This window comes from Chitinophaga sancti (assembly GCF_034424315.1).
In the GTDB taxonomy this organism is placed as follows: Bacteria; Bacteroidota; Bacteroidia; order Chitinophagales; family Chitinophagaceae; genus Chitinophaga; species Chitinophaga sancti.
This window is the reverse complement of sequence record NZ_CP139972.1, coordinates 6,576,772-6,596,777: the sequence shown is the minus strand read 5'-3', so window position 1 is coordinate 6,596,777 and position 20,006 is coordinate 6,576,772. Positions and strand designations below refer to the sequence as shown.

Annotated in this window: 18 protein-coding genes and 1 other RNA gene; 7 read left to right on the top strand and 12 right to left on the bottom strand. The window is 44.9% G+C overall.

All coding sequences use genetic code 11. The features are described from left to right. Position 1 precedes the first annotated feature (1 nt). The 4 genes from U0033_RS26010 to U0033_RS25995 form a co-directional block, all read right to left on the bottom strand. Positions 2-982 carry an AAA family ATPase gene (locus tag U0033_RS26010; RefSeq protein WP_072360716.1) on the bottom strand — a complete coding sequence of 327 codons (981 nt, stop codon included), beginning with the start codon at positions 980-982 and terminating at the stop codon, positions 2-4. Beyond that, the gene (locus tag U0033_RS26005) at positions 982-2,136 is read right to left on the bottom strand and encodes a DUF4350 domain-containing protein (protein WP_143150718.1); all 1,155 of its coding nucleotides are present in this window, start codon (positions 2,134-2,136) and stop codon (positions 982-984) included. The genes U0033_RS26010 and U0033_RS26005 overlap by 1 nt, the downstream gene beginning before the upstream one ends. Positions 2,137-2,207: 71 nt before the next feature. After that, positions 2,208-3,032, bottom strand: coding sequence for a DUF4129 domain-containing protein (locus U0033_RS26000; RefSeq protein ID WP_072360713.1), 825 nt, complete (start codon positions 3,030-3,032; stop codon positions 2,208-2,210). Then, complete coding sequence (locus tag U0033_RS25995) at positions 3,029-4,012, bottom strand: stage II sporulation protein M (RefSeq protein ID WP_072360711.1); 984 nt, start codon at positions 4,010-4,012, stop codon at positions 3,029-3,031. The genes U0033_RS26000 and U0033_RS25995 overlap by 4 nt, the downstream gene beginning before the upstream one ends. Positions 4,013-4,059: 47 nt before the next feature. Between U0033_RS25995 and U0033_RS25990 the strand changes: the two genes are divergently transcribed. After that, a complete protein-coding gene (locus U0033_RS25990) occupies positions 4,060-4,791 on the top strand; it encodes an RDD family protein (protein ID WP_072360709.1) in 732 nt (243 codons plus the stop codon). A 77-nt stretch (positions 4,792-4,868) separates the two neighbouring features. On the opposite strand, the gene U0033_RS25985 is transcribed toward U0033_RS25990, so the two are convergent. Both U0033_RS25985 and U0033_RS25980 read right to left on the bottom strand, forming a co-directional pair. Beyond that, complete coding sequence (locus U0033_RS25985) at positions 4,869-5,339, bottom strand: RDD family protein (RefSeq protein ID WP_072360707.1); 471 nt, start codon at positions 5,337-5,339, stop codon at positions 4,869-4,871. Positions 5,340-5,421: 82 nt separating this feature from the next. Further along, the gene (locus U0033_RS25980; RefSeq protein WP_072360706.1) at positions 5,422-5,865 is read right to left on the bottom strand and encodes a DUF5684 domain-containing protein; all 444 of its coding nucleotides are present in this window, start codon (positions 5,863-5,865) and stop codon (positions 5,422-5,424) included. 292 nt (positions 5,866-6,157) lie between these two features. Here U0033_RS25980 and ffs point away from each other — a divergent pair. From ffs to U0033_RS25965, 3 genes are all read left to right on the top strand, one after another. Then, positions 6,158-6,257, top strand: an RNA gene (gene ffs / locus U0033_RS25975) — signal recognition particle sRNA small type. Between the two features lie 244 nt (positions 6,258-6,501). Beyond that, complete coding sequence (gene fsa / locus U0033_RS25970) at positions 6,502-7,152, top strand: fructose-6-phosphate aldolase (RefSeq protein WP_072360704.1); 651 nt, start codon at positions 6,502-6,504, stop codon at positions 7,150-7,152. A 278-nt stretch (positions 7,153-7,430) separates the two neighbouring features. Then, entirely contained in the window at positions 7,431-8,750 is a 1,320-nt protein-coding gene (locus U0033_RS25965; protein ID WP_072360702.1) for an NAD(P)/FAD-dependent oxidoreductase, read from the top strand. 71 nt (positions 8,751-8,821) lie between these two features. Here U0033_RS25965 and U0033_RS25960 read toward each other — a convergent pair whose 3' ends face one another. Beyond that, complete coding sequence (locus tag U0033_RS25960) at positions 8,822-10,111, bottom strand: type IX secretion system plug protein (RefSeq protein ID WP_072360700.1); 1,290 nt, start codon at positions 10,109-10,111, stop codon at positions 8,822-8,824. Between the two features lie 192 nt (positions 10,112-10,303). On the opposite strand from U0033_RS25960, the gene U0033_RS25955 reads away from it, so the two are divergent. Next, entirely contained in the window at positions 10,304-11,536 is a 1,233-nt protein-coding gene (locus U0033_RS25955; protein WP_072360698.1) for an ABC transporter permease, read from the top strand. A 50-nt stretch (positions 11,537-11,586) separates the two neighbouring features. On the opposite strand, the gene U0033_RS25950 is transcribed toward U0033_RS25955, so the two are convergent. Further along, positions 11,587-12,318 (bottom strand): TrmH family RNA methyltransferase, encoded by a 732-nt coding sequence (locus U0033_RS25950; protein WP_072360696.1) that lies wholly within the window; start codon positions 12,316-12,318, stop codon positions 11,587-11,589. A 106-nt stretch (positions 12,319-12,424) separates the two neighbouring features. Here U0033_RS25950 and tamL point away from each other — a divergent pair, with 106 nt between their 5' ends. Then, entirely contained in the window at positions 12,425-14,836 is a 2,412-nt protein-coding gene (gene tamL, locus U0033_RS25945) for a translocation and assembly module lipoprotein TamL (RefSeq protein WP_072360694.1), read from the top strand. Positions 14,837-14,880: 44 nt separating this feature from the next. Here tamL and truB read toward each other — a convergent pair whose 3' ends face one another. Further along, positions 14,881-15,567, bottom strand: a complete 687-nt coding sequence (gene truB / locus U0033_RS25940) for a tRNA pseudouridine(55) synthase TruB (RefSeq protein WP_072360692.1) — start codon at positions 15,565-15,567, stop codon at positions 14,881-14,883. 43 nt (positions 15,568-15,610) lie between these two features. On the opposite strand from truB, the gene U0033_RS25935 reads away from it, so the two are divergent. Beyond that, on the top strand, positions 15,611-16,408 hold the full coding sequence (locus tag U0033_RS25935) for a class I SAM-dependent methyltransferase (RefSeq protein ID WP_072360908.1): 798 nt from the start codon (positions 15,611-15,613) through the stop codon (positions 16,406-16,408). Positions 16,409-16,578: 170 nt separating this feature from the next. Here U0033_RS25935 and U0033_RS25930 read toward each other — a convergent pair whose 3' ends face one another. From U0033_RS25930 to U0033_RS25920, 3 genes are all read right to left on the bottom strand, one after another. Continuing rightward, complete coding sequence (locus U0033_RS25930) at positions 16,579-17,319, bottom strand: shikimate dehydrogenase family protein (RefSeq protein ID WP_072360690.1); 741 nt, start codon at positions 17,317-17,319, stop codon at positions 16,579-16,581. Positions 17,320-17,325: 6 nt separating this feature from the next. Then, the gene (locus tag U0033_RS25925; RefSeq protein WP_072360688.1) at positions 17,326-18,090 is read right to left on the bottom strand and encodes a phosphosulfolactate synthase; all 765 of its coding nucleotides are present in this window, start codon (positions 18,088-18,090) and stop codon (positions 17,326-17,328) included. Between the two features lie 301 nt (positions 18,091-18,391). Continuing rightward, entirely contained in the window at positions 18,392-19,825 is a 1,434-nt protein-coding gene (locus U0033_RS25920; protein WP_072360686.1) for a tetratricopeptide repeat protein, read from the bottom strand. Positions 19,826-20,006: the final 181 nt, after the last annotated feature.

The following is a 20,006-nucleotide window of genomic DNA, read 5'->3' as shown; positions in this document are numbered from 1 at the left end:
ATTACCTCGGTACTTCTACAGCTTTGATGATCTGGGCGATCACTTCATCGGTTGTGATGCCTTCCATTTCACGCTCAGGTGTCAGCATGATACGATGACGCAATACATGTGGCAGCATATTCACAATATCATCCGGTGTTACGAAATCACGATTGTTGATTGCCGCAGTTGCCTTTGCACAGTTCATCACGGCAATGGATGCACGCGGAGATGCGCCCAGGTAAAGAGAAGCATTCACACGGGTTTCCTGTGTTAAGGCAGCAATGTAATGCAGCAGTTTATCTTCGATATGCACGCTTCTTACCATTGCCTGGAACTCGATGATCTGGCGGGCAGTCACCACCTTATCCACCATCTTCGTCAGATCAGTGAGGCCATTGAACCGGTGCATGGCATGCAGCATGGTGATCTCTTCATTCAATGAAGGATATTTCACTTCGATCTTAAAGAGGAAACGATCCAGCTGTGCTTCCGGCAGGCGATAAGTACCTTCCTGCTCGATCGGGTTCTGTGTAGCCACTACCATGAATGGAGCCGGCAAAGGATGCGAGATACCATCATTGGTGATTTGCCTTTCTTCCATCACTTCGAACAGGGCCGCCTGGGTTTTGGCTGGAGCACGGTTGATCTCGTCGATCAATACCAGGTTGCTGAAAACCGGGCCCCGCTTATATTCAAAGTTCCTGGTGTCAGGATTGAATACGGAGGTGCCCAATACGTCAGCAGGCATAATATCTGGTGTGAACTGTAACCTGGAAAAATCTGCATCAATACACCTGGCCAGCAGTTTTGCTGTCAGTGTTTTTGCTACACCAGGTACGCCCTCGATGAGTACATGCCCCTGTGTCAGCAAACCGGTGATGAGCAGGTCCACCATTTCATGCTGACCGATAATTACTTTTCCTATCTGTTCCCGTATTGCATTTACACCCTGGTGCAATGCAAAGAAATCTGTACGGGGATGAAATGTAGTTTCCTCCATTATTTAGTATTTAAATAAAACGCCTGTATTTTACTGTAAAAATCCTTCAGGGTTGCATCTGAAACTTTATCTGCAAGCAGTATAAAATGGATGCTGTCTATAATCCCTTCTACTTCTGCCAGGGGCACCCCTGCTTTATGTGATAAGCGACGGATAAATTCATCGTCCATCGAATTTGTATTCAGATAGTATTTTGTACGGATAAATTCCTGCCATTGTAAGGTGATCTTTCTCACCAGGTTTACGTTGTTATGTTGCTGGTAATACAACTGCCCCAGGGCCTCTACGAATTCCAGTGAGTTATTGGTCAGCACTTCTTTATCAGGAATGATCCGCTGTCTTCTTTTACTTTCAAAAAGCGCATACAGCAGCATTAACAATACCAGCAGCCATAACGCCCAGCGCAGTGCAGGATAGCGCATCAGCACACTCCACTGGCTGAATTCTCCCTTTTGCGGATACTCATGATACTTATAAAATTCATCCCAGTACACAGCGGAATAACCGTATGTATAAGCGGCCACTTTCTCCAGTGAATTGAGATTCTTTTTATACATCAGGAAATAGTTCGTCAGCATAGAAGGCTGCAGCAGCAAAAAGACCTGCCCCTTACCTACTTCAATCCTTACAAAGTTTGGCCTGTTCCAGCGATCAGTACCAAGGATCGTGGTTCTCGCCGTATCCAGGCGGGTGAAATAACGCCCTTCCGGAATAGAGTCTCTTGCATATACGGTATCAGGTGCCAGTGCAGGATTTACAAAGTGTTCTTCTGTACGGAGCCTTCCAAAAATATTGGAAGGATAACGATCAGCCATTTTTGTATATAACCGGCTAAGGAGAACGCTATCCAGATCAATTGAAGCGATGAATAACTGGTTGCCCCTGTTCACAAATTCCATCATGGAATCCACATCCTCAACAGTTGTAAACAAGCGCTTCGCCACCAGGTAATAAATAACCCCTTCACCGCTACGCAGGGTCTCATCTTTCTTAGCGCTTAGCGCAAATGGTTTGGAAACTACGCTGGGATGGCCGCCATCATAAAATGAGGGCAGTGATTCGAACATGACATAACACCCACCCGGATCCTTATCCTTATTAGAGAATGTTTGCTTTTCCAGTTGCAGGTCTTTATCCCATGATAACGACTGCAAATTGACAGCTATTATTATGATGAGAAATAATAGTAAGAATACTGAAGCGATGATTATTCCAATCGTTTTTTTCACCGGATATAGCCTAATTCGTTCAAAAATTGTTTGAACTGCCCCTGGATAGTAGAGAACTGGTCACCACTCACGGGCACTTCACCGTACCATATATATTCGTAGTCTACAGTTAGTCTGGCAAAAAGTTTATGCCACGGGGTCTGCGATAAACTACGCAGGTAAGCAGCATTTGTTTTCTCCTTACTGTATTCAATGATCTGTTTATCGGCCAGGATCCTGATGGTCTGCAGGTACATGAGCCGCACCGCCAACCTGAGTTTGCCTTCTGCAATGGCCTGTTGAATTTGCGTTTCGTAAGCTCCTGCATCATGCTCTACCTCTGTGAGCAGCACCTCTTCTTGCACCTTTGCTGATTTACCCCGCTTAAACTCATACCCGTTTCTGCGGAGGTAAACAAAAATTGCCGCCCCCATCGCAACGAGAATGATAAGTACGATCAGCCACCAGGAGTATTTGAAGAAATACATGAGCCCCATCACAATGGCATTCAGCCATCTGAAATCAGAAGGTTTTTTGGGCGGACGCTGATGATACACCAGGTCCTTGTCCTTTCTAAATTTATCTTTTACTTCAGCAGGTACTTTCCTGAGCAGCAAAGCAGATGCATCATCATAATCATCTATCGTATCTGCATCCATTGGAACTGTCCTGTCGTAGAGGTAGGTGGCAGTAGCCGGTGCCTCGGCAGTATCGATATCTGCCGTTACGGGCGGAATAAGGACATCCCTCAATTGGGTGCTGTCCAGTTCAATTTCCTGGGCGAATAAGCCGCCGGGCCATAGTAAGAATACGATCAGTAATACTTTCAGTCCTTCCCTCATTTCACAGGTTTTATAACTTTGCCGGCTTCATTTAGTCTGAATCCCCTGTTGTATACCATCCTGGGGTATACCACGAAATAACCTACTATAAATGCCAGGGATAGCCCCAGGATACTAATGCTCATGTACATGGGCATTTTGGTATGCCGGGTCACAAATCCTTCCAGGAAGGCAGCAGTGAGGAATATTGGTACCAGGCAAACTAACATTTTTACTGCATCCCGGGCTGTTTTCTTCAGGGCATCCATGCGCTTGCGCGTACCGGGAAAGATGAGGCCACTTATCATGACCAGGCCGGCAGCCCCTGCAATGATGATGGAAGAAATTTCCAGTGTACCATGGATCCAGATCACCAATACTGATTTCAGGCCCAGCCCTTTGGCAAAAAACATATATTGAAAGGCGCCCAGCATCACCCCATTTTTCATGAGGAGGTACAAAGTGCCAATACCGGCAAATGCGCCACCTATAAAGCACAGAAAGGCCACATAGATATTGTTGTAGGCTATCTCCAGGAACATCACCAGCTCATTTCCATTTCCATACACGCCAAAGGGATCGCCGTTGCTGATATTCCGTTCTGTCATACTTACATATTCATCGCCCAGCACACCTCTTACAAAAGTTTCGTCGCGTGCGGCAGAAAATGCGCTCATGACACAGAATAACAGAAAAAATATTGCGGTGAATAACAATAATCGATGATATTTACGGAAGATGAGGGGCAACTCGTAAACAAAGAATTTCAGGAAACGGCCATCCTTTTCCTGCCTGTTCCCGTAGATCCGCTGGTAAATGTCCGCCGCCAGACTATTGATGTAACCTGTGACCTTGCTAAAACTGTAGAATGTTTTGGCATACGCCAGGTCATCCAGTAAACTGGTAAACCGTGCAGCCATTTCATCCGGATCCTCGGTTGGTTCCTGCTGATATTCTTTCCAGCGGGGTAAATTTTTCTTTATAAAAGTAGTCTCTCGCATGGGTTGTCCATTATAACAAACATATACATTAATTAGTAAATTTGTACATGGCTAATGTAAAAATACCTACATCCTTCAATATAGAGCTGGAATTTGAAACGGCCAATATCCTGATACGTTTTTTCGCATGGTTCATCGACCTGCTTATCAGAATCGCCTTCGTAATTGCCATCTATGTGACCTTCAGCAGGCTTAACTTTTCGGCTGATACCGAGATTGTGATGTACATTCTCTTTTGTGCCCTTCCCATTTCGTTGTATTATTTATTGTTCGAAATTACGATGAATGGGCAATCTCCCGGCAAAATGTTACTTGGTCTGAAAGTGAGAAGCATGACAGGTGGCAAGCCAAGTATCAGTCAGCACCTGATCCGCTGGTTATTCCGCTTGCTCGAAACTCCCTGGGGAATATTTTTCCTGAATGGTGCAGTACCTATTATTGCCATGGTACGTTCCCGTTATGACCAGCGCCTGGGCGATGTGGTAGCTGGTACGATTGTGGTCAATACCAGGCACAAGACCAGTATACAGGATACCATTTACCGGGATATGTCTTCCATGAATTATGAACCTCATTTTCCCCAGATCCTTCGCCTGTCTGACAGAGATATGAACAAGATCAAGTCATTAATGGACCAGGCTATTAAGTCTGGCAACCAGGACCTGGTAGCCCGGGTAGCAGAAAGGGTAAAAGAAGTATTGGTGATCGAAACAGAGATGGGGCATTTCCAGTTCCTGGAGACCGTTCTCAACGATTACAATTACTACACTACCCGGTAAAACTCAGAAGGGAATCAGTTTTATTTCCTGCTGGCCTGTGGCCAGGTGAAAATGAAACTGATTTCCTGGCTAACAAATTACCGTGTGATTAAGTCTGCTTTACTGACAACAGTAGTATTTGACCACTTGTCATGCCATGGAGTTTGTGCGAAACCAGACCATGCCTCAAATGGCACGATACGGGAATAGCTCCTGGCAAATACATTTCCCCAGTCCAGCTGAGCGCCGTCTGTACGGATAGCTGTTGAACCGGTAACCAGTTTTCCAATAGTTTGTCCTTTTGTAAGCCCTTCCATCAATACGAAATACAGGGGTCTGATAACCCAAAAGAGCAGGCTCGTTGTGAAAGTAACAGCTCCCTGCTCATTGAGCATCTCGAAGGCACCTCCGGATGCTTCTACCAGGCTATAGCAAACAAGTATTGTAAAAAGGTATGACATGATGTAGTCAATCAGGAAATTTGCAAAGCGGACGCCACGGTCAACGGGTGGGGGTACTATCTTTTCATCGAAGTCTTTCAGGATATCCCCCTCAGGCATAACATTCATAACAATGTAGATTTAAAAGGAACTGCCGGTCCTGTGAGCAACCGGCAGCAGATCAATATGGCAAAAAAACAACAAAAAACAATTATAATGCAGGCTTACCAATGCTCTCAATCTGGTCGTCCAGTGTAGCATCTCCGTTTGGCCCTCTGTATTGGATTGTTTTGTCAAATGCAAGGATCGCATAGAATATAATAGGGAGGAACATGAGGCCGACAGCGAAACCGGAACTCTTTCCGAAATTTCTTGCCAGTGCCAGTGAACCACCGATCCATACGATGAAAATACCCACGATGGCAGCGGGTGTATAAACTAACAATATCCAGGTCCATGGTTTACCCATGATTTTGAAGAGGACAAGCAGGTTATAAATAGGTACCAGTACTGCCCAACCTGGCTGTCCTGCTTTTTCATAAACTTTCCACTGCACAATAATGCCGAAAATCAAAAAAGCGAACATGGTTAAGAAAAAACCAACGCCAAACATAGCAAATATGGCACTTGGGCCATCATTGTAAATTGGATCCATGAGGTTACATGTAATTTTTAGGTGAAAGGTTAATTTTTAACAAAATAAATATTCTTTTTAAAAAATATATAACAAAGTATAATATTTTTTTCAAATAACATAGGATAAGGATACTCATTAAACTATTACTGAAATCCAACTGCTGTATAGGTGAGTCTCAAACATATGCTACATCGACAATTTCGTCCCGAACCCTGACTTTATATTGTCCAAAATACTGCATTTTTTAAGATTTTCATAGAAACTTTTAAAATATGTTTGGAAGTTGATACAATTGTTCTACCTTTGCACCCGGCAAGGCTTATACGACCAGCTCCTGCTGAACTCCCCCAGGACAGGAATGTAGCAAGGGTAGGCGGTTGTAGCGGTGCGATGTAAGTACCTTGCCTTTTTTTTATCTTATTCCAGGTCATCAGGCGCTCGTCAATAGCTGATTGTCACTATTCTCTTCATACGAATGGCCTGTGTGGTATGACCCAAGTAATCCTCAGCTTTTTATTTATTGATTTCAAATTTAAGATTCATCTATAGTGGTATGGGTCTATATTTGCAATACTTTATGCTTGACAATGTGTTAATTGTTGCATAACTTACTTCGTTGAACTAATTACAAAATCATACTAAATACATTTCACCATGAAATTCTTCATAGATACAGCGAATCTGGCTCAGATCAAAGAAGCGCACGACCTGGGTGTACTTGACGGCGTAACCACCAACCCTTCCCTGATGGCAAAAGAAGGTATCAAAGGTGAAGCGAATATCCTGAAACATTATGCAGACATCTGCGAACTCGTAGACGGTCCTATCAGTGCAGAAGTTCTTTCCACTGATTTCAAATCAATGGTGGAAGAAGGTAAGAAACTGGCTGCTATTCACCCAAACATCGTGGTGAAAGTACCAATGATCAAAGACGGTGTTAAAGCACTGAAATATTTTACTGACAACGGTATAAAAACTAACTGTACACTGGTATTCTCTGCAGGTCAGGCGATCCTGGCTGCTAAGGCTGGTGCTACTTTTGTGTCTCCATTTATTGGTCGTATCGATGATTCATCATGGGATGGCGTTGAGCTGATCGCTCAGATTGCCCAGATCTATAGCATCCAGGGTTTCAAAACTGAAATTCTCGCAGCCAGTATCCGTAACGCACTCCACATTGTAAAATGTGCGGAGGCCGGTGCTGATATTTGTACCTGTCCACTGGATTCAATCCTGGGTCTGCTGAAACACCCGCTGACTGACATCGGTCTGGCTAAGTTCCTGGAAGACGCTAAGAAAATGTAGTATACTTTTAGATGGTATATAGTCCCCGGTGTAGTAATACATCGGGGATTTTTTGTTTCTACAGACCAAGCCAATTGTAGAAATCTGAGACGCCTGGGGCTGTCTTTGAATTATTTAAACAACACCCAATAAATTCCTTCATTAAACTTTCATTTTTTTCTGAAAGTTTTATAACTTTGATATGCATTTATAAACTCCGGCGTTTAAAAACACAGTGCCTACCCCGATTGGCATGCTATTTCTCTTCTATAATTCATTGATCGCTAAATGTTGTTTTTATGATTCAGCCGAACGTTCCGGAAACAGGATTACCCCGCGTTGTTATTGTTGGAGGAGGTTTTGGAGGTATTAATATTGCTAAACAATTGAAAGGAGTGCCTGTACAAGTGGTGCTTCTTGACAGGAACAATTATCACTTATTTCAGCCTTTACTATACCAGGTATCTACTGCAGGCCTCGAAACGGATAGCATTGCGTTCCCACTCCGCGGCATCTTCAAGCACCAGAAAAATTTTTATTTCCGCATGGCGGAAGTAACAGGCGTACGCCCTGCCGGGAATATACTGGAAACCAGCATAGGGGAACTGCATTATGATTACCTGATCTTTGCCACCGGTAGTACCACCAATTTCTTTGGCAACAAAGCAATAGAACAAAATGCTATCGGTATGAAATCGCTTATCGAAGCGGTACAGATCCGTAACTACGTGATCAAACAATTCGAGGAGAGCCTGCTGCTGCGTGAACCTGAAGAAATACAGGCCAAACTGAACTTCGTGATGGTAGGCGGAGGCCCTACAGGCGTAGAGCTGGCAGGCGCTTTCGCAGAATTACGTAAGTACATTATGCCGAAAGATTATCCTGAACTGCCGATATCGCTGATGAAGATCTACCTGGTGGAAGGTAGCCCACGCGTACTGAACGGGTTTAGTGAACAGTCTTCCCAAAAAGCGTTGGATGGTTTACACAAACTGGGTGTGAATGTCATCCTCAATACATTTGTAAAAGAATATGATGGTGAGACACTGATCCTCAGTAACGGGGAAAAATTACAAAGTAAATCCCTGCTCTGGGCAGCAGGGGTGAAAGGGGTGCCGGTGAGCGGTATCCCGGCTGACATTGTTGTTGCCGGAGGACGTATTACCGTGAATGAATTTAACCAGGTAAAAGGATATGAGAATATCTATGCGGTGGGTGATATCGCACAGATGGTGAATGATCCCGAACGCTTCCCTAAAGGTTATCCAATGGTAGCACAGGTGGCGATTCAGCAGGGTGTGAATGTGGCACGTAATATCCGATCTATTAGCAAAGGGCAGCCAGCTGCGGTTAAGCCATTTAAGTATAAAGACCTGGGTAGTATGGCGACTATTGGTCGTAATAAGGCTATTGCAGAATTCTTTGGGATGAGGATCAGTGGGTATTTTGCATGGATTGTGTGGATGCTGGTGCACCTGATGAGTTTATTAGGATTCAGGAATAGGCTGGTGGTGTTTACGAACTGGTTGTACCGGTATTTTACTTATGACAGAGGTACGAGGATTATTATTAAAAGAGGGGCATCGAATATTGTAAAACTGAGACAAACAGTACAATAAATATTTGGCCTGCATTAAACAAAAAAACGCTGATACCTTGGGTATCAGCGTTTTTTGTTTAATGCCGTAACTTACCTGTTTAATTTTGAATTTAAGGTTACTGTAGACACCAACTCATCATACCTCCCTCCCAGATCTCTATAATATAACAGGATCGTATAATTATTCTCCGTCTCCCACCAGTCACCCTCTGTCTCAGCAGTACCCGGCCTTGCATCCGGATCCCTGGTATCTAACAATGCATATTCATAATTATAAAAACCCTGCTTCAAAAACATTGTTCCCTCATAAGCCCTTGTCTGCGGATTATACACCATTTTACTCCCATCATTATACTCATAATTCGTCATCTCCCCTATCAGGTACAGATCATACCCTGCATAAGGCTCCGGTGCCGGATAAGTAAAATGCGTAGTCGCATAATCCCCCTCATAAAAAGGATCATAGTTATCAATCGTTGCCAAAAAATACATCCCATTATAATCCTTCACATAAGAATACATCGTATTCCCTCTTGGATAGTCCGGCATCACATATACATCCGTTCCATCAGTATGATATTCAGAACGCTTTACCCGCTCCGTCTGCAGGCGAAAACTTCGCAGATCAATCCATCTCCACTCCTTCCCTGCCGGGAACTGCACATCCAGCTCCGCATTGTACTCAATCGTATTCCCCTTTATAAACATCGGCTTAGGATTGACAATCGGGAAATCCCACCGGTAGTTCTGCAGGATCACCACCTTTAGCTGATCAAAAGGATTCACCACATTCAAGCCACCTGTACTTACTACGAAATTCACTTTCTGGTTTATCTTGAACACCTTCGGTGATACTGGTTGCTGTATTACACCACTCAATCCGCCCTTATTGCTCACCACCAGCAATCGCTTTGTAAATGCCAGCTGTGAGGTATCACTGTCCAGGTACACCTTCAGCAGGTAATTACCCGCCTTGATCGGCATACAGTTCGCATTCGGCAATGAGGCAGTGTAATGTGTATATCTCACCAGTGCTACACTGGAAAATTTATAACTCGTAATCCTGTTCTCGGAAAATCCTCTCAGGTACTCCAGTTGATTGATATTGACAGGTGTCCAGTCATAATTACACAATTGCAGGGTGTAATAGTAGTCCTTGACATCCGCATCCAGGTCATCAAATGACAGATCCACGGCATCACCTCCATTCAGAGAGATAACAGGGAAGGCTGTCTGGTCTCCGGCCTGGTTCAGCTTTACAGATCTGATATTGTTATAGTAAATGTGACCAGGTCCGTAGGTGTTGTCCTGTGCTACTGCCGGTAAAAAGAATAACAGCAGCCCGATTACAGGTATACAGAAGTAGGGCTTTATCATCATAACTTAGTTCTATATGGAATGGTTAAGGTACGATCTTTTCGCCGGCTAGCGGCAAACCGGCCCTTTTAGTTGATGTAACCCATTCCCATTTTCTACCCAAAAGATCGGACAGCGGCCTGCCGCGTTTTTTTCTACCCTCAAAATGGCGGATTCTCTCCTTTTAGCCATGCAAAAAATTGATACATTTGTCTCATGCGTTTATCATCATTCATTGCGAAACGGATCGCTTTCAACCGCTCCGGCTCTTTTTCCAGGTTCATCATCAACATTGCCGTGATAGCCACCGCTATCAGCGTAGCTGTAATGATCCTGGCCATCGCATTGGTAAACGGTTTTCAAATTACCATCCAGCAAAAGATCTTCAGTTTCTGGGGGCATATGCACATTAACCAGTACCAGCCAAATGCCGGCCCTCTCACGGAACAGATCCCCTTCGATTCGGATACCAGCATTGTCAGATACCTGAAAAATGTAAGTGGCATCAATACCGTCAATGCATATGCCACCAAATCAGCCATCATCAAAGGAGAAAAAGACCTCTCCGGCGTGATTTTCAAGGGCGTGGACAGTCATTATAACTGGACACATCTCCAGCAGTTTATGCAGTCCGGCAATATCATTCACTTCAACGATAGCAGCTATGCCCCGGAAATCATTATTTCCACTACCATGGCCAAAGAATTGCGCCTGAAAGTGAACGATCCGCTGATCATCTATTTCATCCAGGGTGCAGGCCTCCCGCCCAGAGCCAGAAAACTCAGGGTAACAGGCATCTATAAAACGGCAGTGGAGGAATATGATAAGACCTACGTGATTGGTGACCTGGAACTGATCCGCAAACTAAATAACTGGCCGGCGGGCAGTATAGGCGGCTATGAAGTATTTATTGACGATTACCATAAGATGGATGAAACTGCGGAAGCCTCTCTGAATGGCATTCCTGACAAACTCTTTCTCCGCACGATAAGGGATATCTATCCAAATATATTTGACTGGCTGGCACTGCAAAATCAAAGTGAAGCCATCATTCTCATCATCATGACCATCGTGGCAGTTATCAACATGATCACCGCTATCCTGATCCTCATTCTCGAACGTACTAATATGGTGGGCATCCTGAAAGCCCTTGGTATGCGCAACAGCAGGATCCAGCAAATCTTTATTTACCAGGCAGCCTATATTGTGCTGGCGGGGTTGATCATCGGGGATATACTGGGGGTAGGTCTGGCCATCCTGCAAAAGACGACCGGGTTTATAAAGCTGGATGAGGAAAGTTATTACATGTCTGCTGCCGCTATCGATCTGCATTGGTACCAGGTACTGCTCATCAATATGGGTACTTTTGCGGTGTGCCTGTTAATACTGACTATACCGGCGATGGTTACACGGAAAATCACGCCTGTGAAAGCTTTACAATTTAAGTAAGTCATTTATACAGCTGTTATACAAAGCTCTTCCGCTGAAGGCATTACAATTTAAATAAGCAACCTCCCACAAATGATCCCCGCTGCCACACCGGCATTCAGAGACTCAGCACCACCCAGCCGGGGAATGGTCAGTTTATGCGTACAAGCCGCAATCACCGCATCACTCAGGCCCTTCGACTCATTACCGATGAGGATCATCCCCTCTGCCAGTTTGGAGAAAGTAGTAATATCTGTACCATGCAGGGTTGCCGCATAAGAAGGCACTTCTTCTTTTTGTAATAATGACAGGAGATCCGTTTCAATGATATTGACCCGGGCTATGCTACCCATGGTAGCCTGTATGGTTTTAGGGTTATACACATCCACACAATCCGGTGTGCAGATCAGCTGTTTAATGCCGAACCAGTCGGCTATACGGATCAGGGTACCCATATTTCCGGGGTCCTGAATAGTTTCGAGTGCGAGCGATACCTGGCCTTTCAGTACCAGGGGCGCTGCCGGGGGAATATCCACCAGGGCCAGGGCCTGATTGGGAGTTGTAAGTGCAGAAAGTTGTTTCAGCACATGTGCTTCTACTTCAATAACAGGTACTTTGCCCTCCAGGAGCTGTTCATGCCCGCTGATCCACTCCTTTGTAGCATACACTTCTCTCACCACCATCCCTCCGGACACCAGTTCAGGAACGATCTTATCACCTTCTGCTATGAACTGGCCAGATTTTTGACGGTATTTTTTATGCTGTAATGATTGAATATACTTAATTTGCGCCTTTGACAACATAGGGCCAAACCTACATGAATTCTTTTAATCGGCAAAGCCACAGAGGTGAAGGTTCTATGTACGTCATGGAATTCTTGCTATAAACAATAAACATTGTATTGACTTGATGCAGCGGCCTCCCATTCAGAACTTTCTTGTTTCAATTATAACCATACTGGTGCTGGCCGCCTGTTCCAATACTAAATACCTGCAAAAAAATCAGCAGCTCTACATTCAGAACAATGTGAATGTAAAAGGAGACGCTACCTCCAACGAAAGGCAGGATCTCCATGTTTCCCTTACTTCCAAACAGCTCATGCTGCAGCAGGCCAATACCTCCTTTCTCGGTATCCGCTTCAAAGTATGGCTCTACAATCAAAAGAATAAAGAGAAGAAATCCAACTGGTTCTGGAACCTTATGCTTTCCAAGCGCAACCTGGAAGAACCTGTTATTTACGATTCCATCAAAACAAAGGAATCTGTAAAAAGGATGCTTAGCTACCTGAATAACCAGGGCTACTTCTACGCGACTGTGGATTATAAAGAAACTACCAAACGCCAGAAAACTTCCGTTATCTACAATGTGAATACCGGGAAGAACTTCGTGATCAACCGCATTACTTACGAAGTGCCCGATTCTAACATCCTGAAACTGGTGCTGGACAATGAGAAGCTTTCTCTCATCAAAACCGGCATGTCTTACAAGCAGGAATTGCTGGGCAGTGAAAGGGAAAGACTGATGCGCATCGTACGCAATGCAGGCTACTACAAGTTTGACAGGGATGCGATCGAGTTTGAGATAGACACCCTGCATAAAACGCTCTTCCGCAACCTCATGAACCCTTTTGAAGGGATCATCAACGTATATAACGAAAAGAAAGGACAGGATAACCCGAAAATGGATATCGCTGTCAAAATCAGGAACCCGGACGATACCAGCTCCCACTACCAGCAATATCACCTGGATAGTGTGTACGTATACCCGGATTATCCCAGCTACGGCAATACGAACGATACTTTATTCAAACGCCTGGTACGCAATGACCTGATCATCCGCTACCGTCAGAATATGTTCAAACCCAGTGTGATCCAGCGCTCCATCAGCCTGCACAATGGTGACCTCTATTCCCAGCAAAAAACCAACGACGCCATCAGCCACCTTTACGACCTGGGTGCATGGCAGTTCGTGACCCTGCAGTTCAGGGAGAGCAAAATTAAACCCAATACACTGGAGACCTACCTCTTCCTGGCGCCTAAGCGTAAACAGGAACTGGGGGCCAACATTGAGGTGAGTACTTCATCTGACTACCTGCTGGGTAGCGGTATCAGCCTGAACTATAAACACCTGAATGTAGGCCGTTCTGCCACTCAGCTCAATATCAGCCTGAACGGCGGTATCGAACTAATACGTAACCTGGGAAGCTGGGCACTGCAATCACAGGAGATCGGTGGCCAGGTGAGCCTCATCTTCCCACGATTCATCACGCCTTTCCATATTGCGTCTAACCGTACAGGGGTTAAAACCCGCCTGACCGCTGGTATTGACTACCTGACCCGTACTGACAAGTTTTATATCTCCAACATCAATGCTTCCTTTGGCTATGAGTGGAAGGAGTCTGCATACAAAACCTGGAAAGTAAATCCTATTGCGCTGAACTACCTAGGGGTAAACCTGAACCAGACCTTCAGGCAGAATACGGTTGAAAAAAATCCTTACCTGAAACGCAGTTTTGAGCCGGCTTTCATCGGTGGGGAAAACGTGACGTACACCTATAGCAATAATGACCTGCTGCATAAACTGCACAATTCCTTTTTCAGGGCGAATATCGAAGAATCCGGTGCATGGCTGAATGGGATCAATAGCCTCATGAATTCGGCATTTGGTACCAGCAATGACCTGGAATCGCTCACCAATATGGAGATTGCCAACTTCATAAAAATGGAAGCAGATTATCGTCATTACTGGAACCTGACCCCGCATACCACACTGGCAACCCGTATTTATGGCGGGGTGGGTATTCCTTATGGTAAGTCAGATGTAATGCCTTATATCCGCCAGTTTACAGCAGGTGGTCCGAATAGTATCCGTGCATGGAGACTGCGTACCCTGGGTCCTGGTACATTTAAAGACAGTTCTGAAACTGCCAGCACTTTCCCGGATCAGACGGGTGATATGAAGCTGGAAGGAAATATTGAATACCGGTTTGATTTATTGCGTCTTTTCAATGGAACTGTGAACCTGAAGGGGGCTACATTCCTGGATATGGGTAATATCTGGATGATGAAGAAAGATACGCTGCGTGGGGGTTCTGAGTTCAGGCTGAATAAGCTGTATCATGATCTGGCTATCGGTACGGGTGCTGGTTTGAGATTGGATTTCTCATTCTTCCTGATACGTGTGGATTGGGGTGTGCCGGTGAAGGTGCCTTATTTTACAGGGAATAAAGATGGTTGGTATTTGAGTGAATGGGATCTGGGAAGTGGTGCCTGGAGAAGGAAAAATATTATCTGGAATGTGGCGATTGGTTATCCGTTTTAAAATATTAACGGGTTTTTGCTTACCGCAAAAACCCGTTAATATTTTTAGCGTGTCTCGTTCTTCACTTTCTCAATAAAATCCTCCATTGTATAAGCATCCTCCAGCTTAAACTCCCCTATCCTCGTTCTGCACAGGCTACTCATATAGCCACCTACACCCAGCGCTGCACCAAAATCATTTGCCAGTGAACGTATATAAGTTCCCGTACTACACTCTACCCTGAAATGCACCACCGGCAATGCTATCGAAGTAATCTCAAACGTCTTGATGAAAATTTTCCTTGGTTCCACCTTCACTTCCACTCCTTTACGAGCCAGCTCATAAATAGGTTTCCCATTTTGCTTGATAGCTGAGTGTATGGGTGGCAATTGCTGCAATTCACCAATGAATTGTCTGGTCGCTGCATGAATGCTCTCCGGCGTCAGTGCATCCAGTGGTTTAAAATCTGTCGGCTCCGATTCCAGGTCGTAAGTAGGTGTCACAGCTCCCAGGGTAAATGTACCTGTATATTCTTTTTCCTGTGCCTGCACTTCGTTGATCTTTTTCGTCATCTTACCTGTACAGCAAATGAGCAGACCGGTAGCGAGCGGATCCAGCGTGCCGGCATGGCCAGTCTTAGCTTTTGTAGTATTCCTGATTTTACGCACCACATCAAAAGAAGTCCAGGTCAGGGGCTTGTTAATCAGTATCACCTGTCCTTCTTCATATTTATTTTTTTCTTGTTGGTTCATGCCGCAAAGATATTTTACTATTTTCACACAATTTTCAAAACATATGTCGTTAATACAACACGGTAATGCAGACGTTAGGTATCAGCAGCAAGTTGATAACTCCGTACACTACGTCCTGCCTTTCATAGAGACTGCGATGCCCGTCACCCCGGATCTCCGGATCATGGAAATCGGCTGTGGTGAAGGCGGCGTACTTATTCCTTTCCTGGAAAGAGGATGTCATTGTGTGGGTGTAGACCTCTCCGACGACAAAATTGCGCTGGGGCATGAATTCCTGAAGCAATATGTAGATGCCGGTCAAATGCAGCTAATCAACAAGAATATTTATGACGTTGATTTTCTGGGAGAGTTCAAACATTCTTTCGACCTCATCATCCTCAAAGATGCCATTGAGCACATTCCAGATCAGTCGAAGATCATTGGCTACCTGAAAAACCTGCTTACCCCAAGGGGACAGGTATACTTTGGCTTTCCTCCCTGGTATATGCCACATGGCGGGCACCAGCAGACCTGCCAGAACAAGGTGCTGAATATGATGCCTTATATTCACCTGTTGCCCAACTTCCTGTACAAAGGCTTACTGCGTGCATTTGGTGAACCACAGGGTATCATTGATGAACTGATGGAAATTAAGGATACAGGGATCTCGATCGAAAGATTTGAGAAGATTGTGAAGAAACAGGGATACCAGATCTCTAAAAAGCAGTTTTACCTGATCAATCCTATTTACAAGTATAAATTCGGGCTCAAGCCAAGAAAGCAGTTTGCTCCTGTGGCGGCAGTGCCTTTTGTGCGCAATTTCTTTACGACCTGCGTATACTACACCATTAAGGTTGCGTAATTTACATGCATAAAAAAAGCCGGCAATCTGACGATTGCCGGCTTTTTTTTCTAAAAATAGTTTTCATGCCCGTTGGTGAATTACCTCTTTCATGAATGTTTTATTTAAAAGAGTTTTGCTGCTCGTTTTTACCCGGCATTCTCCTTGAATTCAGGAATACGCTCTTTAATTTATACTGTTTCATTCCAGATCTCCCAACTTGCTTCTGCCTGTAAAATCAGCATCTCATGTCCATTCTTGATCCTTGCTCCCCCGTCGGCACCTTTCTGTAAAAAGGTGGTGATAGCCGGGTTATAAACCAGATCGTACAATAAATGCTTTTCATTCATCAGGTCATAAGGCAATGCCGGCGCTGCATCTACATTAGGATACATGCCCAGCGGCGTTGTATTGATGATCAGGGTATGTGTTGCAATTACTTCGGCAGTGATGTTCTCATAAGCAATACTATGAGCACCCGCCTGCCTGCTTACCAGCTGGTATGGGATGTTCAGGGCTTCCAGTACATATTGTACCGCTTTGGCAGCGCCACCGGTTCCCAATACCAGTGCTTTGTTATGATGAGGTAGCAGCAAAGGTTCCAGGGAACGCCTGAAGCCAATGGCATCGGTATTATGTCCGATCTTGCGGCCATTGATGAAACGGATACAGTTTACCGCTTTCATTTTGGCTGCTGCAGGACTTAGTTCATCCAGGTAAGGGATGACTGCTTCCTTGTAGGGAATGGTTACGTTCAGTCCATTCAGTTCCGTTCCATACTTTGCTATCAGGTCAGCTAACGCTGTAATAGCCGGCAGGGAAAAACTGTCATATACACATCCCTGAATACCTTCCCTGGCAAACTTTTCCGCAAAGAAACCTTTGGAAAAAGAATGACTTAGCGGGTATCCTATCAGACCATACACCTTCATCACTACTTATGCTTTATCTAAGTACAGGTGGAAAGTATCACCTCTCAGACCTACTCTCATAGCTTCGAGTGCGATCACTTCGGATGGGGCCAGGTTACCGAGGTTTACATTGCAACCAATCAGTTCCAGGAAGTACAGCTGTTGTGCTTTCTGAGGAGCTTCCCAGATGATTTTTTCAGAGGGTACCTGGGTCAGGATTTCCTGTACCAGGCCTTCTCTTACTTCGCCGGATCCGCGGTAGATGCCCACGTTGCCGCTTTCTCTTGCTTCAGCGATCACGTAGCTGGCACCAGCGCTCAGCTCAGCGTTCATAAGCTCGATCCATTTATAAGGAGGAATAATGTGCTCAGCGTCTTTGGAACCAACTTCGCTCAGTACTGTTGAGATCTTGGCCAGCTTTTCGATATACCCACACTTTTCAGCATGCGGAATCGTGATAGAACCGTCGGAAACCTCAACATGCTTAATACCATAATCCTTGATCACGCTGATAAAGTCGTCAATCTGGTTACGGATAAGGAATGCTTCAAATAAAGTGCCCCCGAAATAAACAGGGATATTAGCCGCCTGATACACCTCAATCTTTTCGCGCAGGTTCGGCGTCACGAATGATGTACCAAATCCCAGCTTTAAGATATCAACGTGCGGAGCAGCAATCGATAAGAAGTTCTTTGCTTCCTGCAGGCTCAGGCCTTTGTCCATTACCATGGTCAGGCCATAATTACGCGGTTTCGTCGTACGCTCTGGAATTTGTGTCAGATTAAAATTCATTTGAAACATTTTTATCGTCTTCTTGGTAGGCACTCCAGCATACAGTCTTGGCCGACAGCCGGAACGCACGTTGGTCAGTTTTTGTTGCGGTATGGAATAGTAACTTACCCAAGATAAATAATAGCTATATATAAACCGGCGCGAAATTAACACATTCCCGGCAAACAGGCCCCAAATAAGTAATTTCTATTGAAAAACGCAAGTCTTTATCTGCTAAGTTATTAATTATGAGTACTGTTTACTTGTAAAAAAAGCGCTTATACCCATGGGCATAAGCGCTTTTTGTCCTATTTCCGGTAAATTATTTATTTCTTTTTCTCACTGGTTTATACTGGTTCACCAGTTCCAGCACCCCGGGATGATGGAGTAGGGTTGGATCGATCGCCAGCATTTTTTTCAGTTGCTTGGGAGAGTCCTGCAGGGCGTTCTCCAATTGCAGCAGTCCTTCTTTATAATGCCCGGTAGCGATGCTGATCGCAGCCCTGCAAAATAAGAATACCGGTTTCTGCCCTATTTTGCGGGTAGCGGCTTCCAGCTGGGAAAGTGCCTCATCGTAGAAACCTGAACGGTAAAGGCCGCCTATGAATTCCAGCCAGGTGTTCACACTGGATGGACGAAGGCGTACGGCTGCCAGCAGGTGGATCAGGCCTTCTTTATTGCGGTCCAGCTCCATGTAGCAGTTACCCAGCGCCATCAGGTACTCGGCATTGTTCTTATTGATCTTGATCGCGCTCAGGATGGATTTAATGGCGTTTTCCCAGTTATATTCCGTCATATAAGCGGCTCCGATCTTATAATACAGCTTATCGTTGTTCGGGCTCAGGTGAGATGCCTTGCGGTAATAGTACCTGGCCTGTGTATATTTCTTCTGGCGATCGTAGCAGTGCCCGATGGCTTCATAGATCACGTCTTCAGGCTTGGCGATTTCCAGGTGCTTTTTCAGCACATCGATGGCATCGGCAAACTTGCGCAGGCGGATGTAGGCATCGCCCATATTGCGGTAAGCGTAATCAAATTTCTCATCTATGACGATCGCGTACTGGTAAGCATCGATAGCCTTTTCGTATAATTTGAGCCCCTGGAAAGCGGTACCCAGGTTGAACCAGGCCAGCTGGTTGTATGGATGCTCATTGATAATGCCGGTATGGAGGCGGATACTCTCTTCGTTGCGACCGGTGAACTCTGTCCAGAAGCAGATCTTGTGGAGTGCTTCTTCGTTATTAGGCGCATGCTCCAGCGTCATTTTCAGGCACTCGAACACTTTGTCGAACTCCTCACAGTCATCATATACATCTGCCAACTCCAGTAAAAGTTCCGTTTTATCATCTCCGTCAAACACGCTGATCTGTTCTTCCAGCAGGGCAGCGGCCTTTTGGTGCTGGTTCATGGCCAGGTAAACGTCGGTTTGAAGGATGTAAAGATTGATATCAGTGCTGTCGAGGATGGCTGCCTTTTCCAGCAAGTCCATGGCATCCTGGTATTTTTTGGACTCTATGAGTAGGTTGGCTTTCTTGAGTAATAAGACAGAAGAGTAGGGGAACTGTTCAATTGCGATTTCGGCCGCTTGCATTGCATTGGGGAGTTCGTCATGCTCATCATAGTAATCTATGATCAGTTCGAAGGAATCCTCATCAAGGAAACTGTGAGACTGTCCGGATTTCAGGTTTTCAAACTGCTGTAACAAGTCTCTTATCTCCTCAAAATCATCGTTTAAAAATGGGAAGTCTTGATTCATTAATGTAAATATAAGTATTTTTTGATTCCTCAGGTTTGCGCCTGCCAGGCATTCGCTATCCCTGAATTTTTTCCTTTGTCAGCATTAATCTTTTAACAAATTGTACAGTCAAAAGAATGTTAAAACTATCCCTACCGATGTCAGCTATTCCTATCTTTAAACGGTCAAAAATCTTGCCGTA